A 19,697-nucleotide genomic window follows, 5' to 3' on the forward strand; every position below is an offset into this window, starting at 1 on the left:
GACGTGAAACGCAACAGCGCCGATGATAGTGTGGGGTTTCCCCATGTGAAAGTAGGTCACTGCCAGGCTTCGAATCAGACCCTGTCCGAATGGACGGGGTTTTTTTATGCCTGTCATTTAGGTTAACTCACCGCAGTTATCCTTTTGATCACATCTCTCATGCGGGCTTTCATTTTTTAATTTCATTTTCTTATGTCATTAAGTTATCCGTATTCTTTAGCCATTGCTTTAATGATTGCGCTCTAATTTATTTTTATCCAATACTGGCAGCTTGTGCCAAGAGTCGTTGTCTATCTGCTCCTATTTAATCGGTTATTTTTATATAATTATGCTCAATACATGCGTTATTAGATATTGGTTGTAAATTTATGATTGAGAGCTATCAGTCACTATATCAGCGAGCGGTCGAACGGAAGGGATCGGTTGCGGCTCTGGAGCAGTTGTTATCAAAACCGAGAACTTATGAAGAGCTGATTGCATTAGAAGATTGTGAGTGGCTGGAAGAGTTTACTCGAAAGATTTTTCAAAGTGGCTTTTACTGGTCAGTGGTCAATGCTAAGTGGGCTGGTTTTCGTGAGGTATTTTGGAATTTTTCGATTGAAAAACTATTGTTGATGCCCCCAGAGATGCTTGAGCGTAAAGCGAGCGATCCGCAAATTATCCGTAATTTTAAAAAGGTGAAGACTCTCAGAGATAATTGTCTGATGATCCACGATATTGCGCAAAAGCATGGCAGTTTTAGCACTTTTATCGCAAATTTCGCGAGCGAAGATATTGTGCAGCTATGGGATTATTTGAAAACTCATGGCTCTCGTCTAGGGGGCAATACTGGGGCGTTTGCTCTGCGTGCAATGGGTAAAGATACATTTATCTTATCGCGAGATATTGAGGGCTATTGCCGCGCCTACGAAGTCATTGATGGCGGTTTACATACCAAGCGTTCTCATCAAGCTATTCAGGCAATGTTTAATCAGTTCCGTGAACAAAGTGGTCGTTCTTATCAGGAATTAAGCCAGTTGATTGCTTATAGCTTTGGCGATAATACAGTGGGTTGGCAGAACTAAGCTCGGATTTTTTGGTCTTATCTGAACTTAATTACTGTTAAGATAAGTGATTATCTTACGCCTCTTTATGGATTCTATTTAAATTACCATGCATATCGTTCAAATTCTTATCCTAGCTATTGTTCAGGGTGTCGCTGAGCTATTGCCTGTTTCGAGCTCTGCTCACGTAATCCTCGCTGAAAAATTAATGGGGCTCGATCCCACCACTCCCACCATGACCTTGTTGCTAGTGATGTTACACACCGGAACGATGTTTGCGGTGATCGTCTATTTTTGGCGGAGCTGGAAAAAAACCTACTTTCAATCCACTCAACAATTTTTCCAAAATTTAAGCCGACTAATTATAGCGACCTTTGCCACAGGTGTTATTGGTCTGGCTTTTTTATTTGGCGCGAAAAAAATAATGGCAGGTTCAGCACCTCATTTTGAAATTGAACAGCTATTTGGTAATTTGCATTTAATTGCCGCATCTTTGGCTGTGGTCGGTGTTTTGATCATCGTCTCATCGTTAAGAAAGAGACACCCGCATCATAATATTAGTGCCTCCCACTCGCTCATTATTGGTGTTATTCAAGGTTTGTGCCTGCCTTTTCGTGGTTTTTCACGCTCTGGTGCCACTATTTCGACCAGCCTTTTATTGGGTATTCAACGCCAAAAGGCTGAAGAGTTTAGTTTTGCGTTGGCAGTGATTCTAACCCCTGTAGTGATTGCTAAAGAGGGCTACCGCATCTTTAAATATCATTCAGCAGCTATCACCAGCGGGGCTCCTCATCTATCTGTTTCGCTTGGGCATGCCTTTAGTATGGGATTGTTAGGCATGGTTTTTAGCTTCTTTGCTGGCCTTGGGGCAATGCGTTGGCTTTCTAGTTGGTTAGAGAGCGGTCGCTGGTATTTGTTTGGTTGTTATTGCATTGTGGTTAGTGCACTCGTTTTCACGTTTAGCTAGGGCTACTGCCCTTCGGGTTCATTTAAGCATCCTGAACTTTGTCGCATCCTGATTGCTTAACTCATTAAGCGACACAGGATGCGCCGCGTTCAAAATGCGTTTAATTTGAACAAAATTCAACCGTCAAAGATCAACAGCCCCTAATAGCGTGATAAAAAGCACTTAAATTTTAGCTTGTTAAGTGCTTTTTATTTCGTTAGCTGTAAATAGGTGTTAATCGACTCACCGTAAAAATGGTGATATTTTGAGCGTTTAAATCGTTATATCCGCCTTTGTCATAAAAGCTCTCTTGAGATGGTCTAGACTCAAATTAGGCCTCCGATTTTTCGCCCCGGAGCCGACGAAAACTTGTGCTTTACCATAAACCATGGTGTAGTCATTAAAGACTTAAGTTCAAGTTGATTATCTCTGCCATAGACGGAGGGCCCTTATGGGAAGAAAGCAAGTCTCTACGAAGTTATATATCCTCGATACGAACGTCCTTCTGCACGATCCTCTTGCTGTATACCAATTTCAAGAACACGATGTTGTTATTCCAATGACTGTCCTTGAAGAGCTAGATCGCATTAAAGATCGCCACAAAGATGTTAGTCGAGATGCCCGCGTTGCTATTCGTACACTGGAAAATATTTTCGTTGATGCTTCACCTGAGATGATTCAGGAAGGGGTGCCTTTGGCTAATGCAACGGAACATCACGCCAGTGGCAAAATAGCAATATTTGCCGATCATACACTGGACCAGCAGGCTAAAAGTTTTACCGCTGATGAACCAGATAACCGCATTATTAATACGGCGTTGTATTTACAAAAGCTGCATGAACCGCGCACGGTGGTGCTTGTTACTAAAGATATTAATATGCGTCTTAAAGCAAAAGGCGCTGGCATGGCAGGGGTTGAAGATTATCGCTCAGATCAATTGATCGATGATATTCAGTTTTTAGCGAAAGGCTTTAATCATCTTGAAGGGAGTTTTTGGGGGCGGGTTAAAGATTGTGAGAGTACCAGTGAAGGGCGCGATACTTTTCATAAAATTTCTGCCGACTTGCTCGATGGTGCTTATATCAACCAATACATCATTGATGATACACAGAGCTTTGCTGCAAGGGTTATCAATCAGGATGAGAAGCAAATCGAGCTGCAAGATCTTGGCTATGAGCGCTTAATGGGGCGCAGTGCCTGGGGCGTTCATCCTAAAAATATCTATCAAGCGATGGCTCTTGATGCACTTCTTGATCCTAATATCGAATTAGTGATTCTAACCGGGCCTGCCGGATGTGGTAAAACGCTACTCGCGATGGCTTGTGCTCTTGAATTAGTGATAGAAAGAGCAACTTACAGTAAAGTCATCGTCACTCGTAATACTCCAGAAATTGCCGAATCTATCGGCTTCTTACCCGGTTCTGAAGAAGAAAAAATGATGCCGTGGCTGGCTGCGGTAACTGATACTTTAGAAGTACTTCACAGACATGATGAGTCAATGGACGGCTCTTTGCACTATATTATGGATAAGGCCAATATCCAGTTTAAATCTGTAAACTTTATGCGCGGGCGCAGCATTCAAAATTCATTTGTTTTTTTAGATGAATGCCAAAACTTAACTGCGTCACAGTTAAAAACCATTATTACTCGCTGTGGTGAAGGGACCAAACTTGTGTGCTGCGGTAATTTGTCTCAGATTGATAGTAACTATTTAACGGCAGTAACCTCAGGTTTGACCTACATCGTCGAGCGGTTTAAAAACTTTGAAGGGAGCGCAAATGTTTATCTTAACGGCGTGGTACGCAGTCGTTTAGCGTCCTTTGCTGAAAGGGAACTTTAACTTGCATGCGATAGGAGAAAGTCAATGGTTGTTAGTGCAGAGATGGAAAAACGCTCGTTTATTCGGATGATGGTCGATTCACCCGTTCAAGTGCGTTTTGCCAACATTGAATCTCATGGGCGATGCCATGATTTAAGTGCCAGTGGTATGGGAATTATGTTTAAAGAAACCCAATTGCAATTAGGCGATAAAGTGGCACTTGAATTAAAACCAGGACGCCCGGGTGTACTGGCGTTACAGGCAGAGGGCCATGTTGTACATCTGCAACCAGATCCGGAGGGAATTTTAGTCGGAGTTGAATTCTCTAAAGTTGATTAAACCCCGTTTACGATAAATGAACAGCTGAGCCTGAATGATTCAGGTTAAGCTCATTATTGCTCGCTCTCATCTTCAACTGGCAACGTCTTGACGTAGTTGCTTTTTATATAGCGTAATGTGTCTTCAGATACTTTACCAACTGGCATAATCGCAGGTCCCGTTGGATCCATCACCAACCATGGTTGCTGTTTTATCTTCACTGTTTCTTCGTCGCCTTGCGCTGGCAATTGAACGGCCAGAAAAGCGTGTCCGGGAATATAAACAAACGCTGTTTTAAGACTCGGCTGAGCTTTGAGTAAAATCGCTGCAAGTAATGTCGCTTTGCTATCGCAATCGCCCATGTTATTGCGCAACACCTGAATCGGCGTCATGAAACCTGCGCCTCGATATTGGTCTTTTGTTTGCAGTGTGTTGTATGGAATGCTCTGAATAAATGCCAGCAATGCATCAAGCTGCTTTTTTAAATCTGCCGCTGAAGTATTATCTGATGTTTTAGGAAAAAAGTGCTCAGCAAATGCGCCCAAATATTTTGCACTTTCTCGTGCCAGCTGAGGATGGTCAGGAATGATCCCAGAAGCGCCAGATGGCATCTTGATAATGCGCATCCGATGGTCGGCTAAATACTGCTCGTAACGCTTTTTATAAATAGTATTGAGTTGTTGGCTCAGGCTCACTTGCTCGGCTTTACTGCGAGTGCGAATTTTCCAACTTAAGCGACTGCCATAGGCCTTAATATCGATGATGGCTTTTTTGGGATCTTGCGTTTTTGCTAGCTCCAACATCCCTTGGGCAATAAAGGCATTGGCAGCATGGGGGCGAAACGCGGTGAAAAAACTTAAGTCTCTTGGATATTGTTGCAAGCTAAAAGTTGCCTGCTGTGGTTTATTCTGTCCGGTTTGCCAAACATAGTTTAGCTGCTCGCCAGTGCGTTGAAACAACAGCTGTTTAGCATAAGAGGGCGTACTCAACGAGCCTAGAATCAGCGCTACAATGAGCGCTGTTCTGACTGGTTTTATCTGATTACGCAGTTTTGGAAATCCGCAGTTTTTCCTTTTCTTTAGCAATCGTTTCGGCCCGATGAATATTATTTAATACATGCACAAATGCTTTGGCTGAAGCTTGAACAATATCAGTTGCCAGCCCCATCCCATGGAAAGTACGGCCCTGATATTTCGCTACTATATCGGCTTTACCCAGTGCATCTTTAATATCAGATTTCTGATTCCCTTTACCGCCACCGGCCGCTTTGATTGAATAATCATCAATGGTAATAGCATAGCCTGTCATTCGGCTCAGACAGTGATATGCCGCATCAATTGGACCATTACCTGTGGCGGCTTCTGTCATAACATGATCGCCGCAGCGCAGTTTGACGGTCGCGGTTGAGACAACTTCAGAGCCAGATTGTGCGCTTAAATATTCCAGTTTGAAGAAGTCTTCATCTTCGCGTTGGTTATTAAAAAATACCAATGCTTCTAAATCATAGTCAAAGACCTGACCTTTGCGATCGGCCAGTTCCAAAAAGCTTTTATAAAGCTCATCCAAGTTATAGTCCTCTTCACTATAACCCAGCTCACCCATGCGATGTTTAATAACATGCCGACCTGAACGAGAAGTCAGGTTTAATACGTTTTTCGGCAGGCCAATGCTATCAGGAGTCATAATTTCATAGGTGTTCTGACTTTTTAACATCCCGTCTTGGTGAATGCCTGATGAGTGAGAAAATGCATTTGAGCCGACAATCGCTTTGTTTGGTTGCACGGGCATATTACACAAGCGACTTACCAATTGACTGGTGCGATAAATTTCCTGAGAGTTAATATTGGTTTTTACATTCAGTTGCGCTGAGCGGGTTTGAATCGCCATTGCAACTTCTTCAAGCGAAGTGTTGCCGGCGCGCTCACCAATGCCGTTAATTGTACACTCAATCTGCCGAGCACCTTGGGTTACAGCGGTCAGTGAGTTGGCAACAGACATGCCTAAATCATCGTGGCAGTGTACTGAGATAATCGCCTGATCAATATTGGGGACTCGATTAAACAGCTGCGAAATAATGCCGCCAAATTCGCTAGGGAATGTGTAACCAACCGTATCGGGAATATTGACTGTCGTTGCGCCGGCTTTAATCGCGCCTTCTACCATGCGGCACAAGTTGTCGATAGGGGTGCGGCCCGCGTCTTCACAAGAAAACTCGACATCATCCGTATATTGGCGAGCGTGTTTAACCGCTTTAATCCCCATTTCTAAAACGTCTTCAAAGCTGCGCCGCAGTTTACTCTGCACATGCACATCAGAAGTTGAGATAAACGTATGGATACGAAACGCTTCAGCGACCTGCAAAGCCTTGGCCGCAGCATCAATGTCGGCTGGCAATGCGCGAGAAAGCGCACAAACTCGGCTGTTTTTGATTTCTCTGGCAATGGTTTGGACTGATTCAAAATCACCCGGTGAAGAAATCGGAAACCCAACCTCCATGACATCAACACCTAATTTCTCTAGAGCCAGGGCTATTTGTAACTTCTCTTTAACGGTCAGACTTGCCGCTAAGGCCTGTTCTCCATCTCGCAAAGTTGTGTCAAAAATAATTACCTGGTCAGTCATGGGGCGATCCTTTCAGTTTTAAAAGTGTTCAGTTATAAAAAAACCCGCTGTTAAATAGCGGGTTAGTGATGTTTTCGTGTGAACTAATCAATCAATATACCCGCTCTCAAGCATAGTAGCTCTAGGCCTGATAGTCGTAAGGTAAGTCGTAAAGTCCACATTGATTGCATCATTCCCATCCTCAAAAGCCGGAAATATGTTTAAATCTTCACCGGAATAATTGTGAGTATACTATCTTTTAAAAAGATTCCAATAAATAAAATAAAAAAGATATAAAAAATCCAATACAGTTAAAAGTTAGCAATAAATAATCTTTTTTAAAGTTGAATTTGATGTTTTTATTCTTTTGTTATTTAATCTGATACGTCTACAGCATGATCGTGTTAATGTGATTCACTCAAACGATTAAAACAAACCAGTAGAACAACAAATAAGAGCCTGGAGGCTGGCATGGAGAAGTTATCTGGCGCCGAGATGGTCGTCCGATCGCTACAGGACCAAGGGGTAAAGCATATCTTTGGATATCCCGGTGGTTCTGTACTTGATATTTATGATGCCTTGTTTGATAACTCAGATATTGAACATGTGTTGGTGCGCCATGAGCAAGCCGCCGTGCACATGGCAGATGGGTATGCGCGCTCAACCGGAGAAGTAGGGACTGTGCTAGTCACCTCCGGTCCTGGGGCGACTAATACTATCACTGGTATCGCAACGGCATATATGGACTCGATTCCGTTAGTCATCCTATCGGGTCAGGTCGCAACATCACTTATCGGTGATGATGCATTTCAGGAAACTGATATGGTGGGGGTTTCTCGACCCGTCGTCAAACATAGCTTTTTAGTGAAGAATGCCGCAGATATTCCAACGATTATCAAAAAAGCTTATTACATTGCATCCACTGGGCGGCCTGGGCCTGTTGTTGTTGATTTACCAAAAGATATCCAGAATCCGCAGCAGAAATTTCCCTATCATTATCCGGAATCAGTCAGTTTACGTTCGTATAATCCAACGGTAAAAGGACACACCGGGCAGATAAAAAAAGCTCTGCGCGCATTGCTCAAAGCCAAACAACCGGTTTTGTATGTCGGCGGCGGTGCCATTTTGGCCAATGCTTCTGAGGCGGTGCGTGATTTGGCTCATCAGTTTCATCTGCCTGTCACCTCAACATTGATGGGGCTTGGTGCGTTTGCCGGAGACGACCCGCAATTTCTGGGAATGCTCGGCATGCATGGCACTTATGAAGCCAATCTTGCCATGCACCATAGTGATCTGATTTTTGCCATTGGGGCTCGTTTTGATGACCGCGTCACCAACAATGTGGCAAAATTCTGTCCCGATGCCACAGTGATTCATATTGATATCGACCCAACCTCTATCTCTAAAACGATTGCAGCCGACATTCCGATCGTTGGAACCGTTGATGCTGTATTAGCTCAGATACAAGAGCTCATGGCATCGCGCGAGCCGCCCGAGGCAACACGTCTTGACCCATGGTGGCAGCAGATTAAACAGTGGCGAGCAAAAGAGTGTTTAAAATATGCGACCAAAGAGAATGTCATTAAGCCTCAGCAGGTGATTGAAGCGCTTTATCGTGCGACCGATGGGGATGCTTATGTGGCATCAGACGTTGGTCAACACCAGATGTTTACAGCGCTTTATTATCCATTTAATAAGCCGCGCCGCTGGATTAATTCTGGTGGACTTGGAACCATGGGCTTTGGCCTACCGGCTGCGGTTGGGGTCAAGTTCGCACATCCGCAAGCAACCGTTGTTTGTGTCACCGGCGATGGTTCAATTCAGATGAATATTCAGGAGCTTTCAACATGCATGCAATATCACATTCCAGTGATTATTGTATCGTTGAATAACCGCTCTCTTGGTATGGTTAAACAGTGGCAGAAGATGTTTTACGGTGGGCGTCAGTCGCAATCGTATATGGAGTCCGTGCCCGATTTTGTCAAACTGGCTCAAGCTTATGGCCATTTAGGGATCCAAGTGAGCGCTCCCGATCAGTTAGATGATGCGTTTAAATGGGCATTAGCGAACCGTGATCGAGTTGTCTTTATGGATATTCTGGTTGACCCTGAAGAGCATGTTTATCCGATGCAGATTAAAGCCGGAACCATGCAAGATATGTGGCTAAGCAAAACGGAGAGAACCTGATGCGGCGAATAATATCTATTTTAATTGAAAACGAGGCTGGTTCACTGTCTCGGGTCGTGGGGTTGTTTTCTCAGCGTGGCTATAATATCGACTCTTTAACGGTTGCCGCAACAGATGACCCAACCTTGTCCCGCATGACCATCACCACTTTTGGTGATGAGCGGATGATTGAGCAGATCACCAAGCAACTGCATAAACTTGTGGATGTTTTGAAAGTCACTGAGTTAACCGATAGCGCCTATATTGAACGAGAAATAGCGCTGATTAAGGTGAAAACTCAAGGCGTGATGCGCGCCGAAGTGATGCGCTTAAGTGAAATCTTTCGAGGCCAGATTGTCAACGTCACTGCCAGTGAATATGTGTTGCAGATAACCGGTGATGGGCCAAAAATCGATGCATGCATTCGAACTTTAGCCGAGTTAACTGAGGTTCTTGAAGTAGTGCGAAGCGGAACATGCGGCATAAGCCGCAGCGATAAAATGCTCCATGCCTAAGAAACTCTTAGCAATGAAAGCCAGCTTTTTGCTGGCTTTTTAGGTTGAGCTAAAGAGAACTTGCGTTAACTAAACTGGCCATAAATTTATAACCAGCGTCATTTGGATGCAGGTGATCGCCTGAGTCATATTTTGCTGCCAATTGGGCTGGGTCGCCAGCGGTTTGCATCGCTTTGGCAAAATCAACAACGCCGTCGATATCTTTGCTGGTGCGAATCCAGTGATTGACTGCATCACGTGTTTTTTGCCCTTCAGGAGTGTCATATTTCGCGCCTTTAAATGGCAATAAGGTGCCAACTAACAATTTGATATTGTGAGCATGTAATTGTTCGGCAACTTGTTCAATGCCATTGATGATGGTTTGTGGGTGATAATTGCCGTGACCAATATCATTGATCCCTTCTAAGAAAATGACGCTGTGAACATTGGACTGACTTAGGACATCTTCATCTAATCGAGCAAGTGCTGAAATCCCAAATTTCTCGGTATCTTGCAAGATGCGGTTTCCTGAAATGCCTTCATTGAGAACGACAAAGTGATGAGATTGATTAGCGCTGAGCCGTTGATTTAAATAATCTGGCCAACGGTGATTGCTATCGACACTAGAGCGATGGCCATCAGTAATAGAATCACCAAAAGTAATAACGGTTCCTGCTGTTTTATCTTCGCTTAATACATCAACGCCATCAAGCCAAAACCAAGAGGTAATGGTTTTTGTAAACACTTTTCCATCAACTGATTTAGATTGGTCTCCTGAAGCAATGTAATTGGTTTGCACAGCGTCCTGATGCCAGCAAAGATCCTGAGCTTTCTGCTTGATATAAACGCTAACGACGAGGTTTTCATTGGCCTGAATGGGTTCATTAATGCTGTCGCTAATGGCTTGAGCGCCAGGCAGAACAGTAATTGATGTTTGCCCGTGGTTAAATGTGACGGGATGCAGTGTATTATTTATGACAGCAGCGCCAGTGGCCTGACGAGCGACGCTGACTTGAGCAAATGTGACCGGAGAATGGCCGAAGCGGTTAGAGAAATGCAGGCGTAATTTCTCACCTACCTGATTTGGATGAACAACCATACGCAAAGTTTGTTCAGCAAAGCCGTCATGAGAGATTCCTTGAGTAAACGGTGCTTGTGGTGCACTTGCCCAAGCCGGTTGCCAGTTACTTTGGCAATAGGCACTAAAACTTGAAAATGATGCTAACGCTCCCAATAAACCATAGAGCGCGAAGCGGCTTTGTTTTCCCATGAATGGTTACTCCAATACGATTAATTAAATAATTAGATGATTGTTAATAATTAATCTTGTAGATAACGTGAAGTAAGTCAGGGATTTAGCTTGATGAGATGAATGATATCAACAATAACGTGACGCAGATTAAATAAAAAAGCCCCGCAGGTGCGGGACTTTGGCTGAGAAGTTACATGCCATCGAGAAGCTGCGGCAAAAATAGTGATATTTGAGGGACATAGGTAATGAGTACCAAAAATCCCAGTAAAAGGGCCAGCCATGGCAGACAGGCGTGAATCACCCAACCGATGCTATTACCCGTTATCCCGGCGGTGACAAACAAGTTGAGCCCAACAGGCGGTGTTAACATTCCTATTTCCATATTGACCACCATGATGATCCCAAGGTGAATCGGGTCAATTCCCAGCTGAGTTGCGATAGGAAATAGAATCGGTGCCATAATCAGCAAAATGGCTGAAGGCTCCATGAAGTTGCCCGCCACGAGCAACAGGATGTTCATCACAATCAAAAATCCCCAAGCAGGCAACCCTAATGAGACAATCGTTTCTGCTATGGAGTGAGGGATCCGCTCACTGGTGAGCACATGGGCGAAGAGCATTGCATTGGCAATTATAAACAGAAGCATGATGCTAACTTTGGCGGCGTCTTTGACCACATGGCCAACCTCTTTATGCCAAATTGATTCGATCATCGATTTCGGCAGTAAGATGAGGTTACGAATGAGCGCTTGCAAGAGGCGCTCATTTTCTTTGCGCCAAGGCACACCTTTGAGTGGACCAATATCGCGATAACCAAAAATAGCGATAAAAAATGCATAAACAGCCGCAACGGAGGCTGCCTCAGTTGGGCTGGCAATCCCACCATAAATAGAGCCTAACACAATAATAATCAGCATTAAGCCACCAATGGCCCGGCTCATTGAACCTAACCAATGACCGATGCCAGGAAAAGGCTGAGCGGGTAGTTTCTTAATTCGAGCAACGATATAAATCGCCACCATCAGAATTAAGCCCATCAACGTGCCGGGGATAAAACCTGCCATAAACATGCGCGAGGCGGATACCTCGGTTGCAGCTGAATAGACCAGCATCACAATTGAGGGCGGAATGAGAATCCCCAACGTTCCGGCATTGGCGATGACTCCCGCTGCGAGTGCTTTGGGATAGCCCGCTTTAACCATACCAGCAATGACGATTGAGCCGATGGCTGCAACTGTTGCTGGGCTTGAGCCTGAAACCGCAGCAAACAGCATACAAGCCATCACCGAAGCCATCGCCAATCCGCCTCGAATATGACCGACACTATCCATGGCAAAATTGATGAGCCGTCTGGCGACACCGCCAGTGGATAAAAAAGCCGAAGACAGAATAAAAAATGGAATTGCTAACAGAGTGTAGTGTTCCGATGTTGCTTCAAATAATTTAAGAGCAATGGAAGCTAGTGAATCATTTGAGAACAACAAAATGGTGGTCATACTGGCAAATCCTAGCGCAATTGCGATAGGCATGCCCATTAACATGCATAAAAACAACAGTACAAATAAGGTAAGTGTTGTCATGGCTATTGCTCCCGTGGCGAATCATCATTGGCCAGATGCATACTGTCTCGGCCTTCATCTGCCAGTGAAAAGCCATCTTGCTTGTTGCTAATAACAGCCCAACCTAGTTGCAAGAAGCGAATGGCTAAGAGGACAAAACCGATGATTAAGACACTCATGGCTTGCCATTTGGGAAGCGGAACATCATCCATTTCAATGCCGATTTTGGCCATCTTCGATAGATAAACCCAACTTCCTTGGATAAATAATCCGCAGTAAATTAGGCACAATACGATAGCAAGTAACGTGATGATTCGGCGTTGACGGTTTGGCAGTAGTTTGACAAACGCATCAACTCCAATATGAGCGCCTTCACGTATCCCCCAAGAAGCACCCAGTAATACCATCCAGGCCGAGAGATAAAGAGTGACCTCTTGAGCCCATTCAATCCCGGTGTTAAAACCAAAACGCAGTACCACCTCAACAAACACCAATAGTGTCATTGCAATGAGCAATAATCCGATTAAGCGTTCCTCAAAGTGATGGAGCCAATTGATTAGTTTCATGGCTGCTCTCCTTGTCGGAAAATCTGGCCACCTGAGTCGGTGGCCAGTAGAGGTTAGTTACTGGTTAGATTGAACTGCTGAGTCGATAAGATCTTGACCGATATCTTTAGCAAACTTATTCCAAACTGGTTTCATTGCTTCCACCCACTGTTGACGCTCGGCATCAGTTAGTTCCACAACTTCGCTGCGTCCAGAGTCAATAATTGCTTGTTTGTCGGTTTCGGCTTTTTGAGCTGCGATTTGATTTCCGTAAGCGATTGCTTCATCCAAAGACTTTTTAAGCTCTGTACGGATGTCATCGGGAAGGGCAGTCCAAAATTCAGTGCTGGTTACCACGAGGTAATCTAAGACGCCGTGGTTGGATTCGGTAATATAAGGCTGAACTTCAAAGAATTTTTTCGAATAGATGTTCGACCACGTATTTTCTTGACCATCAATTGCACGGGTTTGCAGCAGCGTAAATACTTCAGAGAACGGTTTTTTAATGGGGACAGCATCTACTTGTTCAAATTGTGCTTGGAGCACATCGGATGACATGATTCTAAACTTCAAGCCATGGGCATCTTCTGGAACTTTGAGCACTTTATCAGCCGAGAGCTGTTTGAGACCATTGTGTAAGTAGCCCAGACCAATCAGTCCTTTGGGTTTCAGTGAGCTCAGCAGTTTTTGCCCATCAGGACCATTTTGAAAACGTTCTACCGCTGCCATATCTTTAAATAAAAATGGCAAATCAAAAATTTGGAGCTTACTGGTATAGCGTTCAAATTTAGATAGCGATGGCGCGGCCATTTGGACATCACCAAGTAACATCGCTTCGAGTACCTTGTTGTCACCAAATAGCTGTGAATTTGGGAAAACTTCTACTTTTACCTTTCCTGCTAAGCGTTCATTGACCAGATCGCGAAATTTAATTGCCATTTGGCCTTTGGGGGTGTTTTCTGCCACAACATGTGAAAACTTTAGTTCAATCGGTGCAGCCATCAGCTGTGTGCTCAATAGCAATGTTGCGCCGGCTAAAATGCTCAGTGTCGATTTGAGTAGGGTCATGGTTGTGTCCTTATTTATCCGTGTAAGGTAGACAACCTTATTAGGCAATTGCTGTACCAGTTCTGTTACATTTTTTTAACAATATGTTTTTAAAACAATAAATATTTGAGGGGCGTTTTTTAAGAAGGGTGTCGATAGTTTTTTGGGGGGAGATTGACTCATTGCATTTGGATAAATGGGGGAATATCCCCCCATTTATCAAAGCTAATCTGCGCGGCTCATGAATTTACGCTCGTTGGTATTAATGCGAACTTTTTCACCACTTGAGATATATTCTGGAACCTGAACAACGAGACCTGTCGCAAAATGAGCAGGTTTTGTCCGGGCACTGGCAGAAGCACCTTTAATTGAAGGAGTGGTTTCTTCAATTACGAGCTCAACTGAGGCAGGTAACTCAATTCCCACCCCTTTGCCATCAACTGTTAAGACTTGTAATCCTTGGGTTTGTTCGGTAATAAACAGTAATTCATCGGCAATCTTGTCATGGCTAAAGATATATTGGCTAAAGTCTTCGTTATCCATAAAGACATACTCTTCACCATCAATGTAAGAGAAGCTCACCGCTCTACGGCTGACATCAACGTCATCTAACAGGTCATCCCCTTTAAAGCGTTCTTCAACTTTTAGTCCGCTTGCTAAGTCTGTGAATCGTACTTTGTACAGTGTGGCCGCACCGCGAGCGCTAGGGCTTGAAACATCAATGTCTTTGACCAGTAAAACTTTGCCTTTATAAAGGACAGCCGCCCCTTTTTTTAACTCGTTTGCTTTTGGCACAATCCGTTCCTCATTAATAAAATTGTCCACAAATTAGCACAACTGAGTTGTCTTGCGCATGATCTGGGTAGCAATCCCTCTCAATTGGCTAAAGATCAAGAATAGGCGGCTATATTAGCGCGCAAAATGGATTTGAGCACTGATATTTAATCATCTTTAAAATCTTGTTTATCTAGCTGGTATTTGCGCATTTTTTCATAAAGCGTCTTGCGTCCCATATTGAGATCTTCTTGAACGGCTTTTAGATTTCCCTGATGGCGAGTTAGCGCATCTTGTAAGAGTGTTTTTTCAAAGCGGGCCAGCTGTTCACTCAGGCTTAGGTCGGCGCCTTGTTGTTCAGTCGATTGCATTTGTTTGAGTGCATCTTCGCCCATCAACACTAACCGTTCCGCTAGATTGCGAAGTTCTCTGACGTTGCCCGGCCAGTCATGGCCGGAGAGCTCTGTTAATACTGTTTTAGAAAGGTTGGGCGGTTCAAGCTGATAGCGGGCGCAGGCAACCTTGATGAAATTTTCCCAAAGCAGTGGAATATCTTCACGGCGCTCGCGCAGTGGCGGTATCTCAATCGTGACCACATTGAGCCGATAATAAAGATCGCGGCGAAACCAGCCTTCATCACTGGCTGTTTTTAGATTGCATTTGGTGGCGGCAACGATGCGAATATCAAGCGCAATACTTTGATTGGAACCCAATGGTTCAACGCAGCGCTCCTCAAGGACGCGCAGTAGTTTGATTTGCAATGGCATCGGCATGCTTTCTATTTCATCTAAAAAAAGTGTGCCACCATCGGCATAAGCAATTTTGCCGACTCGTTTTTTGTTCGCACCGGTAAATGCCCCAACTTCGAAGCCAAACAGCTCGCTTTCGATCATCGTTTCTGGAATCGCACCACAGTTAATGGCAACAAAGTTAGCTTGAGCGCGGTTGCTGTGATCATGTAAAAAGCGGGCGACGAGTTCTTTACCGCTGCCTGTTTCGCCATGAATTAACACATCTGCTGGCATATCTTTTATTTGCGAGAGTATTTTGCGCAGGTGTACCATCGGTGCCGATACGCCTAAAATGCGCGGGCCAGGGCTGCTTTGGGCTTCTATCTCTTGGCGCAGTGAGCGGTTTTCTTGGGTCAGTTGGCGCTTTTCGGCTGCCCTTGCGACAACTTCTAATAAATGGTCACTAGAAAATGGTTTTTCTAAAAAATCATAAGCGCCATCGCGCATGGCTTGAACCGCTGTTGAAATATCACCGTGGCCAGTGAGTAAGATAATGGGTAAGTCGGCATCAATGTCTAAAGCGCGGTGCATAAAGGTTAGGCCATCCATCTGTGGCATGTTGATATCGGTGATAATGACGCCCGGCCAGTCACTATTGAGATTCTTTAAGGCTGTGAGCGCGCTAGAAAAGCTCTGGCAAGGAAAGTCTTCAATCATCAACGTTTGGCCAAGTGAGCGCAAAATATCCGGATCATCATCAATCAACATCACCGGTATGCTCATAATCATCCTCCTTGTTGGCGTTAACCATCGCAGGCAACAGGCAATTGGATGACAAAACAAGCGCCACCCGTTGGATGTTGGTGGGCACTTAGCTTGCCATTAAATCCTTCAATAATGCGCTGAGAAATCGTTGTTCCCAATCCAAGGCCTTGTTTTTTGGTGGTATAGAAAGGATCAAACAAGGTGTCTAATTGCTCGGCTTGAAGCCCACACCCGTTATCCCATACCTTAATATAGACTGCTTTAGCGTCTCGATAGCTTTGAATGCCAATTTGGGGGGCGTAGTCATGGTTTAAAGCATCAATGGCATTGTTAAGTAGATTAATCAGCACTTGTTCAAGTTGCACCGGGTCAACATTGACCCAAAGAGAGTCATCTAGTTCGAGTTGGGGCAGTACGCCTGCGCGTAACAGTCGGTTATGTAACAGGGTTAAGGCGGCTTTAATCACTTCTTTGACGGCAGTTAACTGCGTCACCGGCTCGCTTTTGCGCGCAAAAATTTTAAATCGAGCGATGATATCGCGCATCAATCCGGCGGCTCGGACAATTTGTGACAGATTATCATCGACCAAATCCAGTTGGTTGCGTTTAAGTAGTTTTTGCGAATTTTGCGCGTAGGTCAGCATTGCCGTAAGTGGTTGGTTAAGCTCATGGTTGAGTCCGGCTGATAGTTCCCCCAACATTGCCAGTTTAGCCGCTTGTTTGAGCTCCGCTTCAGTTTGTTTAAGTGTTTGAGAGGTTTGCTGGTGGCGCTGCAGTGCCTGTTTTAGTTGGTAATTACTGTCAGTGAGTTGTCGGGTTCGTTGTGCGACCTCTTGCTCTAGTTGTTGGTTCAGTTTGGCCAATAACAACCGCCGATCTCGCAGATTTTGCCAATAATGCAAAATTAACATCACCAGTAATCCAACAAATAACGTAGCAAGCTCTGCACGCAGCACCGCTTGCCATGGAAACTGATTGACCAGTAAGGCGTACAGTTTCCAGTTGGGCTGCGCCAATTGTTGGCTAACGCTCAGATAACGCTGCAATTGGCCATCAGGGCTGGGTAATTCAACAATGCTCTGAGAGTTTTGTTCCATTGCAATGGTGCTGATGGGGTTATTTCCATATTGGCGAGAGTTTTGAAGCTTTGCTTGTACAGCTTTGCTAAGAGGTTTCAGGCTGTGATAAAGCCAGTTCTTTTGTGAGGCATAAAATATTACGCCATGTTCATCGCTGATTAAGTAATCGGCATTGGGGTACTGCCAACTGGAGTCAATAATGCTCAGGTGCACCTTTAATACCAACACCCCGACGATTTGTGAATCTTGGTAGACTGGGGCCGAAAAATAGTAGCCACGTTTGCCTGAGCGCGAACCTAATGCAAAGTAATGGCCATCTTCTGCGCGTAAAGCTTGCTGGAAATAGGGGCGAAAAAAGTAATTTTCACCTACAAACGAATCGGCCCTATCGTAATTGCTTGAGGCGATGGTTTGGGCATTGCGATTGAGTAGGTAGGTCACATCACTACCTTGGAGTTGATTGAGTTTTTTTAGCAGTTTTGAGAGCGCAATGGAGCGCTCTGAATGGGGCACAACATCTTTAATTTTTTGTAACTTCGGGTGGGCGGCACCGAGCCGTGGCAGGTGAGTGAAACGCGCTAGTTCTTGAACAATATTTTGTTCCATGCGGTTGAGCTCGGCGGTGAGCTCAATCTGGTGTTGCTGGCGTTTCTGATGATTTGTGGTCAGTGCAACTGCCAGCATCACCAGAAACCACAACGCCAGATAAGAACCAAAACGAGTAAAGCTTAATAGCTCAAATTGGAATTTACGCTTCCCCAAATACTAATCCTGTAGTTGTGGAATATTGATATTTTCCTGAAACAGGTGCCATTCATCTTTGATGACATCATCATTGATAGCATTTGCATTGGATAACAACTGCTTGGTTTGGCGAACCAGTAATTCTGGTAATTGCGCCAGTTGATTACTCCATTTTTCAATCAACAGGTCTCGCTCTTGACGATGGCAAACCTGATTAATCAGCCCCCAATGGCAAGCTTGCTCTGCACTAAATTGCTCGCCAAGTAACAATAAAGCGGCGCTGCGTTGTGGTCCGATTCGTTGTGGCAGCAGGGTGCTACAGGCAAATATTGGCATCAATTCTCGACGAATAAATGGCAGTTGGAAGTGGCTATTAGGGTCGGCAACGATCAAATCGCAGTGCAGTAATAGCGCCATACCGAAACCAAACGCATTGCCGTGGACATTAGCAATAATTGGTTTGGGGAAAATAGCAAATTCCCGCATAAAGGTCAGGGCCGGATGGCGATAGTCTAGTTCTGAGTTGGCTAAATCTTGAAGGTCTTCGCCGAGGCTAAAATGTTCTCCGCGTGAATCAATAACAATCACCCGAATATCATTATCATTGGCTGCCTGTTTGAGCCTGTCGCGCATTAAGCGGAACATAGAGCAAGTAAAGCAGTTGTCTTTTTCCGGACGGTCTAACGTGACGGTCAAAATATGATTAACTAACTGAGACTGAATCATAAACACCTCCTAGCGAACCAGTTTGTCCATGGTTAGTGAAAGGATGCTGGCATTACCTCACTGGAACCTTATTAGACTCTAGATGATAGTTTGACAAAATCATGAATATTTTGGGTAAAAAACAATCAGAAAAGCGATCGTTGTCGAGTTATTCACTTTATTTTTTCGGGATTTGTGCTCAAGCTCGGAAAATATTAGCCGATAGATAAAGTCGGCAATGACGGATTTTTCGGTTACACTTATGAAGTGTTTAATTGCGTAAAATAACGACTAATCGGACTGATAATTATGAAAAAATTTGCAGCGTTGACCATTCTTGCCTTAGCTGGGATGTTTGGCTCAACTGTCGCTCAGGCGGATACGCTAGGCTTGCATGCCGGGGTTGATTTCTGGAATACCACTCACAATGGCGAGTCAGTAAAAAAAGATGGCACTACCTATCACCCGGATTACGACACAAATATCCGTCCGGGATTTTATGTGGCGTTTGAGCATCCAATCCCAATGGTTCCGAACGTCATGCTGCGTTATCAGGACTTAGATACCGATGGTAGCTCTGGTGGCACTCATATTACCAGCGATCAACAGATGTATGATGGCGTTTTTTACTATCAGTTGTTTGATAACACAGCGTTTGGTCTGGATTACGGTTTAAACATTAAACATTTCGAAGGCACAATTCACGGTGCGGGTTCTTCTAAAGATTATACCAAGACTATTCCGACAGTTTATCTGGCTGCTAACGTCAACCTGCCGATGACTGGCGTACAAATTTTCGGTAACACATCACTGATGCATTTTGATGGAGACCATGTGGCGGATACTGAAGTTGGGATTTCATATGATGTTTTGCCGATGGTTGTGACTGATCTGCAACTGCGTGCGGGTTATCGTATCTTGGATATGGATTTAGATGATGCCGATGGCATGGATCTTAAACAAACCGCTCAAGGTTGGTTTATGGGTGTAGGTTTGCACTTCTAAGCGCTTTTTTGAGTGAGATGAAATAGCCGGGACCATCATGTTCCGGCTTTTTCGTTTATATATTTTAGCGACAATATTCCATCCTGTTATAAAGCATCCCCATTT

Annotated in this window: 17 protein-coding genes; 7 read left to right on the plus strand and 10 right to left on the minus strand. The window is 44.4% G+C overall.

Annotation, left to right across the window (positions count from 1 at the left end; genetic code table 11):
- The first annotated feature begins 371 nt into the window (after positions 1-371).
- The 4 genes from ABTQ23_RS09755 (at position 372) to ABTQ23_RS09770 (ending at position 4,147) form a co-directional block, all read left to right on the plus strand.
- Positions 372-1,064, plus strand: a complete 693-nt coding sequence (locus tag ABTQ23_RS09755; protein WP_408615697.1) for a DNA-3-methyladenine glycosylase I — start codon at positions 372-374, stop codon at positions 1,062-1,064.
- An 88-nt stretch (positions 1,065-1,152) separates the two neighbouring features.
- Positions 1,153-2,010, plus strand: coding sequence for an undecaprenyl-diphosphate phosphatase (locus tag ABTQ23_RS09760; RefSeq protein ID WP_408615529.1), 858 nt, complete (start codon positions 1,153-1,155; stop codon positions 2,008-2,010).
- A 430-nt stretch (positions 2,011-2,440) separates the two neighbouring features.
- Complete coding sequence (locus ABTQ23_RS09765) at positions 2,441-3,829, plus strand: PhoH family protein (protein ID WP_408615530.1); 1,389 nt, start codon at positions 2,441-2,443, stop codon at positions 3,827-3,829.
- Positions 3,830-3,853: 24 nt separating this feature from the next.
- On the plus strand, positions 3,854-4,147 hold the full coding sequence (locus ABTQ23_RS09770; RefSeq protein WP_408615531.1) for a PilZ domain-containing protein: 294 nt from the start codon (positions 3,854-3,856) through the stop codon (positions 4,145-4,147).
- A gap of 53 nt (positions 4,148-4,200) precedes the next feature.
- Here the strand turns inward: ABTQ23_RS09770 and ABTQ23_RS09775 are convergent, their stop codons facing one another.
- On the minus strand, positions 4,201-5,211 hold the full coding sequence (locus ABTQ23_RS09775) for a transglutaminase-like domain-containing protein (protein WP_408615532.1): 1,011 nt from the start codon (positions 5,209-5,211) through the stop codon (positions 4,201-4,203).
- On the minus strand, positions 5,168-6,748 hold the full coding sequence (gene leuA, locus ABTQ23_RS09780; RefSeq protein WP_408615533.1) for a 2-isopropylmalate synthase: 1,581 nt from the start codon (positions 6,746-6,748) through the stop codon (positions 5,168-5,170). Before leuA ends, ABTQ23_RS09775 begins: the two co-directional genes overlap by 44 nt.
- Positions 6,749-7,198: 450 nt before the next feature.
- Between leuA and ABTQ23_RS09785 the strand changes: the two genes are divergently transcribed.
- The gene (locus ABTQ23_RS09785) at positions 7,199-8,914 is read left to right on the plus strand and encodes an acetolactate synthase 3 large subunit (RefSeq protein WP_408615534.1); all 1,716 of its coding nucleotides are present in this window, start codon (positions 7,199-7,201) and stop codon (positions 8,912-8,914) included.
- Positions 8,914-9,408 carry an acetolactate synthase small subunit gene (gene ilvN, locus ABTQ23_RS09790; protein ID WP_408615535.1) on the plus strand — a complete coding sequence of 165 codons (495 nt, stop codon included), beginning with the start codon at positions 8,914-8,916 and terminating at the stop codon, positions 9,406-9,408. The genes ABTQ23_RS09785 and ilvN overlap by 1 nt, the downstream gene beginning before the upstream one ends.
- Positions 9,409-9,457: 49 nt before the next feature.
- Here the strand turns inward: ilvN and ABTQ23_RS09795 are convergent, their stop codons facing one another.
- From ABTQ23_RS09795 to ABTQ23_RS09830, 8 genes are all read right to left on the minus strand, one after another.
- Complete coding sequence (locus tag ABTQ23_RS09795) at positions 9,458-10,657, minus strand: SGNH/GDSL hydrolase family protein (protein WP_408615536.1); 1,200 nt, start codon at positions 10,655-10,657, stop codon at positions 9,458-9,460.
- A 172-nt stretch (positions 10,658-10,829) separates the two neighbouring features.
- Positions 10,830-12,218, minus strand: a complete 1,389-nt coding sequence (locus ABTQ23_RS09800; RefSeq protein WP_408615537.1) for a TRAP transporter large permease — start codon at positions 12,216-12,218, stop codon at positions 10,830-10,832.
- 2 nt (positions 12,219-12,220) lie between these two features.
- Complete coding sequence (locus ABTQ23_RS09805) at positions 12,221-12,763, minus strand: TRAP transporter small permease (protein WP_408615538.1); 543 nt, start codon at positions 12,761-12,763, stop codon at positions 12,221-12,223.
- 57 nt (positions 12,764-12,820) lie between these two features.
- Positions 12,821-13,810, minus strand: a complete 990-nt coding sequence (locus ABTQ23_RS09810; RefSeq protein WP_408615539.1) for a TRAP transporter substrate-binding protein — start codon at positions 13,808-13,810, stop codon at positions 12,821-12,823.
- A 204-nt stretch (positions 13,811-14,014) separates the two neighbouring features.
- Complete coding sequence (efpL, locus tag ABTQ23_RS09815) at positions 14,015-14,584, minus strand: elongation factor P-like protein EfpL (protein ID WP_408615540.1); 570 nt, start codon at positions 14,582-14,584, stop codon at positions 14,015-14,017.
- Between the two features lie 146 nt (positions 14,585-14,730).
- The gene (locus tag ABTQ23_RS09820; protein WP_408615541.1) at positions 14,731-16,077 is read right to left on the minus strand and encodes a sigma-54-dependent transcriptional regulator; all 1,347 of its coding nucleotides are present in this window, start codon (positions 16,075-16,077) and stop codon (positions 14,731-14,733) included.
- A 20-nt stretch (positions 16,078-16,097) separates the two neighbouring features.
- Positions 16,098-17,900: a sensor histidine kinase gene (locus ABTQ23_RS09825; protein ID WP_408615542.1), complete on the minus strand. Its 1,803-nt coding sequence runs from the start codon at positions 17,898-17,900 to the stop codon at positions 16,098-16,100.
- A 3-nt stretch (positions 17,901-17,903) separates the two neighbouring features.
- Positions 17,904-18,608 carry an enoyl-CoA hydratase-related protein gene (locus ABTQ23_RS09830; RefSeq protein WP_408615543.1) on the minus strand — a complete coding sequence of 235 codons (705 nt, stop codon included), beginning with the start codon at positions 18,606-18,608 and terminating at the stop codon, positions 17,904-17,906.
- A gap of 288 nt (positions 18,609-18,896) precedes the next feature.
- On the opposite strand from ABTQ23_RS09830, the gene ABTQ23_RS09835 reads away from it, so the two are divergent.
- Entirely contained in the window at positions 18,897-19,592 is a 696-nt protein-coding gene (locus ABTQ23_RS09835) for a TIGR04219 family outer membrane beta-barrel protein (RefSeq protein WP_408615544.1), read from the plus strand.
- Positions 19,593-19,697 lie beyond the last annotated feature (105 nt).

Origin of the sequence: Celerinatantimonas sediminis (genome assembly GCF_046054195.1) — a bacterium.
Taxonomy (GTDB): domain Bacteria; phylum Pseudomonadota; class Gammaproteobacteria; order Enterobacterales; family Celerinatantimonadaceae; genus Celerinatantimonas.